The organism is Mesorhizobium sp. M7A.F.Ca.CA.001.08.2.1, assembly GCF_003998455.1.
Taxonomy (GTDB): Bacteria; Pseudomonadota; Alphaproteobacteria; order Rhizobiales; family Rhizobiaceae; genus Mesorhizobium; species Mesorhizobium ciceri.
Map to the genome: position 1 here is coordinate 1 of NZ_RZPW01000111.1, position 11,450 is coordinate 11,450.

Annotated in this window: 7 protein-coding genes and 2 pseudogenes; 3 read left to right on the forward strand and 6 right to left on the reverse strand. The window is 60.5% G+C overall.

The window, feature by feature from the left end; genetic code table 11:
• Window positions 1–349: pseudogene (locus EN914_RS09545) on the forward strand (acetyl/propionyl-CoA carboxylase subunit alpha); the annotation flags it as partial.
• Between the two features lie 387 nt (window positions 350–736).
• Here the strand turns inward: EN914_RS09545 and EN914_RS09550 are convergent.
• The 6 genes and pseudogenes from EN914_RS09550 to EN914_RS09575 all read right to left on the reverse strand — a co-directional run bounded on the left by EN914_RS09550 (window position 737) and on the right by EN914_RS09575 (window position 7,787).
• A pseudogene (locus tag EN914_RS09550) lies at window positions 737–2,047 on the reverse strand (IS1380 family transposase).
• 141 nt (window positions 2,048–2,188) lie between these two features.
• Window positions 2,189–3,190: an ABC transporter ATP-binding protein gene (locus EN914_RS09555; protein ID WP_024505854.1), complete on the reverse strand. Its 1,002-nt coding sequence runs from the start codon at window positions 3,188–3,190 to the stop codon at window positions 2,189–2,191.
• On the reverse strand, window positions 3,183–4,190 hold the full coding sequence (locus EN914_RS09560) for an ABC transporter ATP-binding protein (protein WP_024505853.1): 1,008 nt from the start codon (window positions 4,188–4,190) through the stop codon (window positions 3,183–3,185). Before EN914_RS09560 ends, EN914_RS09555 begins: the two co-directional genes overlap by 8 nt.
• Window positions 4,187–5,119 (reverse strand): ABC transporter permease, encoded by a 933-nt coding sequence (locus EN914_RS09565; RefSeq protein WP_024505852.1) that lies wholly within the window; start codon window positions 5,117–5,119, stop codon window positions 4,187–4,189. Before EN914_RS09565 ends, EN914_RS09560 begins: the two co-directional genes overlap by 4 nt.
• Window positions 5,116–6,105 (reverse strand): ABC transporter permease, encoded by a 990-nt coding sequence (locus EN914_RS09570; protein ID WP_024505851.1) that lies wholly within the window; start codon window positions 6,103–6,105, stop codon window positions 5,116–5,118. Before EN914_RS09570 ends, EN914_RS09565 begins: the two co-directional genes overlap by 4 nt.
• Window positions 6,102–7,787 (reverse strand): ABC transporter substrate-binding protein, encoded by a 1,686-nt coding sequence (locus tag EN914_RS09575; RefSeq protein ID WP_024505850.1) that lies wholly within the window; start codon window positions 7,785–7,787, stop codon window positions 6,102–6,104. The genes EN914_RS09570 and EN914_RS09575 overlap by 4 nt, the downstream gene beginning before the upstream one ends.
• 394 nt (window positions 7,788–8,181) lie before the next feature.
• On the opposite strand from EN914_RS09575, the gene EN914_RS09580 reads away from it, so the two are divergent.
• Together EN914_RS09580 and EN914_RS09585 are read left to right on the forward strand one after the other, a co-directional pair.
• The gene (locus EN914_RS09580; RefSeq protein ID WP_127389061.1) at window positions 8,182–9,327 is read left to right on the forward strand and encodes a serine hydrolase; all 1,146 of its coding nucleotides are present in this window, start codon (window positions 8,182–8,184) and stop codon (window positions 9,325–9,327) included.
• A 205-nt stretch (window positions 9,328–9,532) separates the two neighbouring features.
• The gene (locus EN914_RS09585; protein ID WP_245265443.1) at window positions 9,533–11,335 is read left to right on the forward strand and encodes a CocE/NonD family hydrolase; all 1,803 of its coding nucleotides are present in this window, start codon (window positions 9,533–9,535) and stop codon (window positions 11,333–11,335) included.
• Window positions 11,336–11,450: the final 115 nt, after the last annotated feature.

The window sequence follows — 11,450 nt, forward strand, 5'->3', positions numbered from 1 at the left end:
GCGTGAGGCGGCCCCTCGTCTCGGCGGCGGAAGCGGTCGCCTTTGCGAAGAAGGCGGGCCTGCCACTCGCCATCAAGGCCGCCTTCGGCTGCGGCGGGCACGAAGGTCGCGCGCTGACGTGAAGAGGTGGGCGAACTCTTCGATTCGGCTGTGCGCGAGGCAACGGAGGCCTTTGGCCGCGGTGAATGCTATGCTGAACGGTTCCTCGACAAGCCACGCCACATCGAGGCCCAGATCATCGCCGACGGCCACGGAAACACCGAGGTGCTGGGCACCCGGGACTGCTCGCTTCAGTGCCGCGACCTCGAAACTCGTGGAGCAAGCACCGGCGCCCTTCATCACCGTGGAGTAGCGTGCCAGCATCCACCGGGTTCTCCCTGTTCCACGGTGAGTGACCCACGGAACGGTTCAGAAAAAGGTGCAGTAGCATCTCAACCTCAAAGACCCCAATCAGAGAGGTTTTACATCTCTCTCGAGTGAACATCGTCCTCTGTACCGGGAGAGTTGGTGGTAGAGCGCCACCCAATCGAGACGGTTGGTTCAGGCGGCTGATTCACACATCCGGTGCTCGTCAATGCGACGGCCTAACCCGCGATATCTCACACTGTCTTCCGGCATATGTCTGTGCGCGGCATTTTTGCGGGCGCATGAGTTGCGCAAGGGCTGTCGCCGCGCGAAGCGGTCGTTGTGGTTCGGCGATATCCTTGTTGTTGACGGGAGGGGTGGATCGGGGCGCTCAGATGGCGGCTGCCGACAGTCTGGCGTAGGTCAGGGTCCACTCGCGCTGGAAGGGCAGGCCGAGTTCATGGCCAGCCTGATGCGGCGCCCGAGACGCTGACCAGGGCGCCGATCTTGAACAGTTTGAGGCGGATGGTGGCGCAGCTTGCCCTGGCGAGGCGGGTGTTGGCCAGGCCGATGCGGCGCAGCGCGCAGACCAGCACATAGGCCATCGAGGCGAACCAGAGCCTGAGCTGGCTGGCCCGCATGGTGGCGGCCGAGGTGCGGTCGGCGAACAGATCGAGCTGGCATTCCTTGATGCGGTTCTCCATCTCGCCACGGGCACAGTAGAGGTCTTCGTGCCGGCCAGGCCTCGGGATCGACCGAGGTGACGACGAAGCGCGGGTTGGCCTCACCTTGCGTCCACTCGGCCTTGGCCACGACCCGGCGCCGGCGGCTCCAGCTCTTGCGCGTGGTCCACAGGAAGTCCTTGAAGCGGCGGGCGGGCCGGCTGGTGAGGGAGCTCTCTGCTCTGGCTTGCTCCAGTTCAGCTCCGATGTGCCGGGCCAGCCCGACATTACGGGCCAGGCCGAACAGGTACTCGACGGCGTTCTGCTCGCACCAGTCCATCAGTTCCTCACGGGCGAAGCCGGTATCGGCGCGCAGCACGATGCGCAGCTTGGGCCAGCGCTGGCGCAACTGGCGCACGATGCGCGCGATCTCCTGAACCGAGCCGGCGGCGGCGGCGATGTTGGCGGGCCGCAGCTTGGCGCACAGCAAGTGATCGCCGCAGAAGACGTAGAGCGGCAGGTAGCAGTAATTGCCGTAATAGCCATGGAAGAAGCGGCCCCTCCTGATTGCCGTGCAGGGGATCGTCGGTGGCGTCCAGATCGCGCACGATCTCTTCGGGCGGGGCCGCGTGCGCGCCAAGGAACAAGTCACGAACAGCGCCTCGATCGCCGCCGGATCGTGGCTGATTTTGTGATCGCGCGAAGGTTGCGGCCGCGCATTTCTTGTGACGCCGCGCCTTGAGCTTGCCGCCCAGCACCGGATCATGGCGCAATTCGTCGTGGTCGCTGAGGTCTCCATAGCCGAGCGCCAGCGCGAAGATGCGCTGCCCGACCAGCGTCCTCACCGCATGCTCGACCGGATTGCGGGCATCCACGAAGCAGCGGGCAAAGCGGTCGACCAGTCCGATCGCCCGCTCCGTAGCCCCAGCAAAAAGCGCGCCGGCATCCGAGGTGATCGTCCTGCCGTCAAAACCGGCCACGACCGCTCGCTTTTCAACGGCTCCAAAATCAAACCGTTCTGCGCTACACTCTGTTTGCATCGGGGAGCACCTCTGCCTCGAGTAAGTCTTTGTAGCAGAAGCATTTTCCCTGATTCGGAGCCCCGATGCACCTCAACTCTGAGAGAGATCCGGGCTAAGCCCCAGTCTTGCGACCCCAGCAGTTGCAAAAAATTTCCGCCTTCACTTCGCCAGCCAGCACGCAGACAAGTGCTGTGGTCCTACTTCGATGGCCAGTGGCTCCTCTACTTTGCAGCGATCGAAGGTGAGAGGGCAACGCGAATGGAAGCGACAGCCCTTCGGCACGCGTGCGGCGCTCGGAACCTCGCCTTGCAGGGCCGGCAACTCGGCGCGACCAGCGTTAGCGCCAATCTGCGGTGTGGCGTTGCGCAAGGCGACGGTATACGGATGGCGGGGGCTGAATGTGATCTCGTCAGCGCTACCGATCTCGACCATTTTTCCAAGATACAACACGGCAATCCGGTCGGCGATCAACCAGGCAAGAGGCAGGTCGTGCGTGATGAACAGCAGCGCCATGTTGTACTTGTCGCGCAGGTCGACCAGTACCTGAAGGATCTGTGCGCGTATCGAGACATCGAGCATCGACACAGGTTCATCGGCAACGATGAGATCCGGCTTCACGGCAAGCGCTCCGGCAATCACGACCCGCTGACGCTGGCCGCCAGACAGCTCGTGCGGGAAGCGGGCGAAGAAATCGCCGGGAGGATTTAGCCCGGCGGACGCCAGAGCTTCGCTCACCCGGTCGGTGAGCTGGATGCTGTTTTCAACGAGCCGTAGCGACCGCAACGGCTCCGCCACGATATCGAACACGGTATGTCGCGGGTTGAGCGCCTGATAGGCGTCCTGGAAGATCATCTGCACGCGATGCCGGTAAGGACGCAGGGCCGAGGCGCCTCGCTCCGCGGTCATGTCGCGGCCTTCGAACAACAGCCTGCCGCCTGTCGGCTGGGCAAGCTTGGTGATGACGCGGCCCACCGTCGTCTTGCCGCTTCCCGATTCACCCACAAGGGCGATGATCTCCCCCCGTCCGATGTTGAGGTCGATCCCGTCTACCGCGCGCACGGCGCTGGCAGGTCGGCCCAGGACACGGTCGAACAGCCCGCCCTGGATAGGAAAATGGACCTGCAGGCTCTCAAGACGCAGGATATCGGCAGTGTCAGGCATGAGTTGCGACCTTGTCTTCTTGCGAGGACCGGTGAAGATGACAGGCGACGCGTCCCTGCCCGAACTTATCGATGCCAGGGACTTCGGTCGCGCAAACCGCCATAGCCGACGGGCAACGCGGATGGAAAGCGCAGCCCGAGGGTCGGTTCACCAGGTTAGGGGGATCACCCGGTATTGGCCGGATGAACTTTTTGCCGCTCGCCGGGTTCGGGATCGAGTCGATCAGCAGGCGGGTGTAGGGATGTTTGGGCTGAGCGAAGATCTCGGCGACAGTGCCGTCCTCGACGATGCGGCCCGCGTACATGATCATGACGCGATCACAACACTCAGCCACCACAGAAAGGTCGTGGGTGATCAAAATGAGGGCGAGATTCAGCTGCGATCGCAAGTCGGCCAGCAGTTTGAGGATCTGAGCCTGGGTAATGACATCCAGTGCGGTCGTGGGCTCATCGCCAATGATGATCGAGGGGCGACATGCGAGCGCCATCGCAATCATCACCCTTTGACGCATGCCGCCTGACAATTCGTGGGGATAGGCGGCCCCGCGATCGACCGGAATGCCGACAAGTTCAAGCAATTCCTTTGCTCGGGCGATTGCGTCAGCCCTCGGCATCCCGAGCTTCAGCATGCATGGCTCGGCTATTTGTTTGAGGATGCGGTGAACGGGATTGAGCGCATTCATCGCGCCCTGGAAGACAACGGACGTTTCGCTCCAGCGATGTGGCCGCATAGCGGCATCGTCATCGATCGGCACTCGATAGCCGCGATAACGCACCTCGCCGCTGCTGACCCGCGCGTTGGGTGATAGCAGACCCGCAATCGCCATGGCGGTCGTGGTTTTCCCGCTGCCCGATTCTCCGACGAGGCCAATGGCCTCTCCGGCCTGGAGCGCGAAGCTAACTCTGTCGATCGCACGCGACGAAACGCCCTTAAGACCATAGTCGACCGAAAGCCCCTCGACTTCTAGAAGCGGAGCCTTGTCGTGGGAGGAGTTTGTCATGGAACAACCCTCCGCCGTGGATTGAAAGTGTCGTCGAGGGCGTTACCAACCAGAACGAAGCTAAGGGAAACCATTAGGACGCACACTCCGGGGGCACCGAGATACCACCAGGCTCCGGCGCTAGCGGCTCCAGCGCGTTGAGCGAGCGACAGCAAAGTGCCCCACGAAGGCTGCAACGGATCGCCAAGCCCAAGGAACGAGAGCGATGTCTCGACATAGATTGCCCCGGCTACGACCAGCGCACCGTTCGCTGCGATTTGCGGCACGAGATTGGGAAGGATGTGCCGCACCATGATGCTGAAATTACTGCTACCCGCAACGCGCGCACGATCAATGAATGTTCGCTCTTTAAGCGACAGTGTCTGGCTGCGAACGATACGTGCAACGAACGCCCAGCTTGTCATGCCGATAACGACAAGGATCACGAAAAGAGAAGGACGAAAGCCGAGGATGTCTCCGCCGCGCCCCATCACCTCGAGAACCACGGGTGTGATGACCAGCGCCAGCACGAAGGACGGCATAATAAAAAAGAAGTCCGTCAAGCGCATCAGCCAAACATCGACCCGGCCACCATAGTAGCCAGCCGTCATACCGATCGTAGTGCCGACGACGAGGCTGATCACAGTCGCCAGTAGCGCAATAGTGAGCGAGATCCGGGCACCGTGGACGACCAGATTGAGCACGTCACGCCCCACCTCATCCGTACCCAGCAGATGCTGGGCTGATGGTGGCGCGAGGAAATCGCCCGTTGCATTGATTGCAGTCTGAAGTGGTCCCACGAGAATATTGGGGACTGCTGCCACAATAACAAAGAATACCAGACATACGAGGCCCACCTGAGCGCCGGCGTAGTTGAGAAATTGGCGCAGAAAGCCTTTTATCGCGCGCGCCCGGGCCCGCGGGGAATATCGAACTGTACTTTCACTCATTGCCGGACCCTGGGATCAAGAAGACCGTAGGCAAGATCGGCCACGAGGTTTGCGAGAACAATCGAGGCACCAAGCAACAGGAATATTCCTTGAAGGACTGGATAGTCCCGGGCGTTGAGAGCCTCCACCGTCAGGCCGCCGATGCCTGGCCAGGCGAATACGGCCTCGACCGTGATGGCGCCTGCCACCACATAGCCAAGATTGAGGGTAATCAAGGTCACGACCGGCAGCATCGCATTGCGAAATGCATGACGCATCAGCATCTGACCATTGGTCAGCCCTTTGGCCCGTGCGGTTACCATGTAATCCTCGGTGACTACTTCACTCATTGCGGCACGGGCGACCACGACATATTGGCCGATAAGTCCAAGCGCCACGGCGGTGACCGGAAGCGCGAGATGCCGCAAGTAATCGAGCAACGAATTCAGGGAGCCGGGGATCGCGCCGGGAGAGTACGCACCGTAGCCCGGAAACCAACCCAACGCTGTGCTGAAAATCACAACCAGGATCATGGCCAGCCAGAAAGAAGGCGTCGAATAGAGCGCAAGGGAGGCTCCAGTCGCGATATGGTCGATGGCTCCTCCTCTGCGCCAACCCGCGTATAGGCCAAGCATAACCCCGCATAGAATGGCGATGAATTGGGCCAGACCGACGAGGGCGATGGTGGCCGGCAACCGCTCCAAAATTAGGTCATCGACACGTCTGCCCCTGAACTTGAAGCTGTACCCCAGATCGCCGTGGAGAGTTGCCGACAAGAAGTCGACTGTCTGGTCCGGGAAAAGTGGCCGGTTAAGCCCCCAGTTCTGGCGCTGGGCCTCGATCTGCTCAGCGGTCACGCTGGCGCGTGCCCCGCCGAGCAAAAGCGATGCAGGGTCGCCTGGAATGACCCGGAACAGGATGAAGTTCAGAGTGGCCACCATCAGGAGGGTTATAATGGCCCTGATGAGAATGCGGGCGATGTGTCGCGTTGTTCCGCCTCCATTCATGGGGCTGGCACCGGCTTCAGGCGGTCAAGCGGAAAGTAACTCCACGCGGCTATACTGTCCGGCGACCCCCACCCCTCGAAACAATCCTTGCGATGAGCGTCAAGCATAAAGGGGTAACACAGCATGATATAAGGCGCTTCTGTGTAAATGAGGCGTGCCGCCTGATCGACTAGTTCCTGGCTCTGTTTAAGATCGACTGTGACGTCGACCTCCGACACGAGCTCTTCGAACTTATCATTTTTCCAGTAGGAAGTGTTGTCGATGCCAATGCGCTTGCTGTCGCCCAAGGCGAGTAGGTCGTGAGGCGAGGGAGACAACCAGCCCCCACGAACGAGCAGATCCCAGCCTCCGCCGCCGTTCTCTGGCGCTGCCGTGTGGGCGCCGAGCGCACCGGAATCGAACTGGGTCACCGATACGGGAATGCCGATTTGTCCCAACCAGCCTGCGACGAGTTGCACGGCCGCGATCGGTATTTCGAGTTCACCGGAGTCGGTTCCGGTGATCAGCTCGAGCTGGAAGCGTTTTCCCTCCTTATCCTCCCGAACGCCGTCGCCGTTCGTGTCCCGATACCCCGCGGCATCGAGCCGGCGGCCGGCCTCCGCGGGATCGAAATGGCGTCTGATGTCCCCAAGGTCCGAGTAGTAGTCGGCGGCCAACGGCATGACCAATCCCACTCCGGGGTCGGCATGTCCACGGTAGGCACGATCGACGATCGTCTTCTGGTCAATCGCATACCCGATCGCATCGCGAAACGCCGGATCCTGCAGGGCCTTCGTGCTGCCTGCCCCGTCACCGGACAGGGTGTTGAAAGCCAGGTAATTCCGCTGCTCGACGCGCACTTCACCGACCACGATGCTAGGATCCTTCGAGAGGTCGGCCCATTGGGCAGCCGTCGGGGGGCTGCCGTAATCGAGGCTTCCGCTCTTTAGGCCCTGTGCTAGGGGATCAGCCGAATCGAAGAAGCGTATGATTATGCCGGACGTCTTCGGCTTTCCCGTGCGGAAATATTTGTTCGGCACGAGACGGGCAAACTGGCCCTGCTGAAACTCCGCAACGATCATCGGGCCCGTGCCCACCAGCGGCGGGTCGTTGCGGAAGGTGCTGCGCGCATCAGCGTAGCTGATGTCCTTCCAGATGTGCTCAGGAACAATCATTACATTCTTGTAAAGCGGCAGGCGGGTAGGGGCCTTGGTCACGATCTGCAAGGTCTCGTCGTCGAGGGCCGTGATCGACTTGAACCGTTCAAATCCGCCCGTGTTGTTGAAGCCGATGTTAAGTTCGTCGGCCTTGCCTATGGAGCCAAGCAGGTAGTTGTAGGTGAATGCGGCATCTCTGGCTGTAGCGGGCTGGCCGTCCGACCACTTCATGCCAGGCCAGATCTTGAAGGTCCACGTGACGGTGTCGTCAGCAACGGACCACCCTTTGGCAAACGACGCCTTCCAGTCGGGGTGGCGCAGCGCGTCCGGGCCCACTAAAAGGTCATAGGTGAAGGTGATCGGCCAGAACGAGCCCCAGGTGACAAACGGGTTCATCGAGTCGGGAGCGACGATGTTGCCAAGACGCACGATGTGATCGTCGCACGACGACGAGGCGAACGCCCTGGAGCGCATGACCCACGGTGCAGCCGACCCTAGCAGCATCCCCTTCATGACCGCACGGCGACTGAGCGTCCACTTGTTCATTCTTCCTCCCTTCAAGTAGGTTTCGTTTTTTGCTGCAATCCCCACCCGGCAGTGCCGTAATGCGAAGTCCCGTGATGCGAAGCTCAGTTCCAGTTGCTAAATACCGGCGCAACCTGGCGCAACGGCATCGCGTTCATCTCTTCCGCAGCGGATGACTTGCAACGGCACGCTGATGTTAGCCGTGGCCCCAAGGTTCCCTAATACCAAAGTTTTGGTAGCCACAGTAAAATTGATATGAGCCGTCCCGCCCCGGTTCTGGTCTTCTAATGCTACAATTCGGCAATCAACCAATTCGGAATTGCCAACATGGAAAAATGCGAGCGCACGCGTCACAGCGCTCCCTATTACCTGCACGTTACGAACGAACCCCTTACTTACTTGGAAGGCTCCCCGCATGACGATCCCCTCGATCGCCAATCCCGACCTCGACATCTTGTTCGACAACCAGCCGCGCTGGAACCTGCCCGACTACCGCCGCCGCGGCTTCCACAATTTCCACACCACGATGCGCTACGCCATGTCGCTGCGCGCCCCCCGCGTCCTGCCGCTCAGGAAGCAGATCGACTGGACCATCAGGGAGCGCCCCGGCGTCGCACGTTTCCTCGCCATGCCGCATTTCTCGGCCTTCGTCGTCCTGCGTGGCGAGCGCATCCTCTACGAATGCTACGCGCCGGACTTCGGCCCCGACAGGCCGCATCCCATCATGTCTATCACCAAGACGACACTCAACCTGATGCTCGGCCGCTGCGTCGCTGATGGCCTCATCAATCTTGACGAGCGAGTAGGTACTTATCTGCCGGAGATCGGCACGGGCTACGCCGAGGCGACCGTCAAGGCGGTCGCCGACATGAACGTCGCCAATGACTTCAGCGAGGACTACACCAACCCTAACGCGACGTGGTTTGCCATGGAGGCCGCCGTCGGCTGGCGCCTGCCGCTGGCGGGGCATATGGAGGAGACGACCCGCTCCTTCGTCTGCGGCATTACCGGCGGCGACCTGGCAAACCGCACTGGCTATGCGCTCTACAAGTCGACCAACAGCGATGTCCTTGGCTGGATCATCGAGCGGGCCAGCGGCCGGCCGCTTCGCGACTGGCTGATCGAGATCGTCGAGGCGGCGGGGCTCGAGGGATGCTTCCATATCACCTGCGACCGCGAGGGCGTGCCGCTGGTCGACGGCGGCGCCTGCCTCTCTGCCCGCGACCTCGCACGCTACGGCCTGCTCTTCGCGCGCAAGGGCGAGGGCATCGATGGCCGCCGCGTCGGCGATGCCGCCTTCATCGAACAAACGCGCTACAACCCCGGCCTTCCCTTCGAAGATACGCGTGACTTGATGCGGTACCATTATATCCACCAGATGGAGACCGACGGCACCTGGCTCGGCCACAGCGGCTACGGCGGCCAGTTCATGCTCGCAAACCCTGACACCGGCACCGTCGTCGTCTACTTCGGCGTGCTCGGGAACACGGGCGACCCCGACCCTGACCCCAACTTCCTAGTTCCTCTCGTGAAAATGATGGCCGAGCTCGCTGCGGAATGAGGAGAGCCCTTTGTCCGCAGTATGGTCGCTCTACTACCAATTCTGGTCGGTTGCGTTGAACCTGCTGCGCTTCATACGTGCACCTTCTGATCACGCCGGGTTCTATGCAAATGTATAAAGGTTGTCCGGGGGCTCAAGTAGCTGATCGCATCTTGGCTCATTCCTGCTTTGTGCAACGAGTGTCGCAGCGTGGAGATTTATCGACATGAACGTCAAGATGAACGTAGTTAAAACCCCTCTTCCCGAAGCTGACGTGGTGCGCGATATCGGATACTTGCCTATGCAGGACGGAACACGCATCGCTTACATTTCATATCGCTTGAAATCTGGCCGCCATCCAAGCGTGTTCTGGTATTCCCATTATAAAGCAAGTGCAGCACCTTTCGAAATGGCAAAGCAATTTCTCGAAGCCGGCTACGCCTTCATTGGTGCCAACTTTCCCGCGACGGGCTGCTCGGAAGGTATTATCGACTATTGGTACGACCGCAAGGAAGGAATTTACGGTGCCGAAGTCGTTGAATGGATTGCCCGACAGTCCTGGAGCGACGGCAATGTTGGAATGATTGGTAATTCAACTCCCGGCGTAATTCAATTCTGGGTCGCAGCAGAGCGACCTCCTCACTTAAGGGCCATCGTGGCGAGCGGCGTGGAGGACGGTTACGAAGATTGCTTCTCCGTGGGCGGGATTTTACAGCTGGGCTGCGTGGCATGGGCGCTTACGACTGACTCCGAGCACGCGGCCGGTGCGGAATGGCGGATAAGCGCGGGTGATAACCAGTGCGCCGCAATTCGTGAGGGTAAGCAAGTCGTCAAACGCGGATTTCTCGATGAGGTTAGAAGCCGCCCACTCAAGGATGAATGGTGGGATTCAGTATCGTTGGCCTGCAAGGAGGTTGCCGGCCAGGTCAATGTGCCGACGATGCTTGTCGCGTCCTGGCAGGACGAGTTCGGCGGCGCCGCTAGGGAGAGCATCCGGCTGTTTACTCAATTGTTGACGGGTGTGGAGCATAAGAAGCTTCTCCTCATGAACGGTGATCACAATGTCGCCGGTCCCGAAGCCGAGCTTGGGTCACGAAGTTATGGGTTTGTAGATACGGAACAGATGAAGTTCCTCGACCGTTGGGTGAAGGGCGTCGAGGATGGAGTGGACGACATATCGCAGGTCACCGTATTTTGGGACGTCCGGGTGCCTGATGGGGATGCTAAGAAGGCGGTTGCCGGGTGGATGACGACGCACGAGACGTGGCCAGAACCGGCCGTCGAGCGTCGGTCCTTCTCTCTCACCGCTGATGCCGCGCTCTCAGCTGACGAGCCAGTTGGTGGCCCGGCCGAGGGCGTTCGCGCCTACCTCTACCCGACGGGAGCAGAGCTCGTTGGCAGCAATCAGCAGTTCGCGGTACAGCCGTTTCCCGAGGGCGTCTTGAACTACCGAAGTGCCCCAGCCACCTCGGATATGGTGTTGCTTGGCAACCCGGAAGTCACGCTCCATCTCAGTGTCGACGATGGAGACGACACCGACCTCGCGTTGACACTGAAAGACATCGATGCCGAAGGCAATGTACTCTTTCTGCAGGGAGGCTTGCTGCGGGCTTCGCTGCGAGCGGTCGATGAGGCGCACACATATGCTGACGAGGTGGTTCATTCGTTCCGCAAGAGTGAAAAACTCGTACCGGGTGAAATCTACGAGATCCGGATGTCATTGCTGAACCCGATCGCTCACGTCGTCCGGAAAGGGCACCGCCTGGAGCTAACCATCGGCGCTCCCAATCCTATTCTGAACGGGAATTCAGCTCCCGACGAGTATCCGCAGAACTTTTACGGCAACATCCCTGCCGGCAGGCCGTCCATCAACAAAGTCTATCACTCGAAGAAGTATCCTTCGAAACTTCTGCTCCCCATTCTTCCGGGGGCAGTGGCCCAAGCGCCCGCGCCTAACCCCCTCACGCTACGAGGGCAGCCTTCTCGAAAGCAAAGTGAGTTTGTCCCCGGAGGACTGCCGCTTCGATAACCTTCAACTCAGATGCTGTCTGGCGCCCATCCGGTAGGCCGCGCCCACAGGGAGATAGTAGGCAAATGGCATGGGACGACGAACGTCTTAGAGCTCTTCGCAACAAATATGGAGA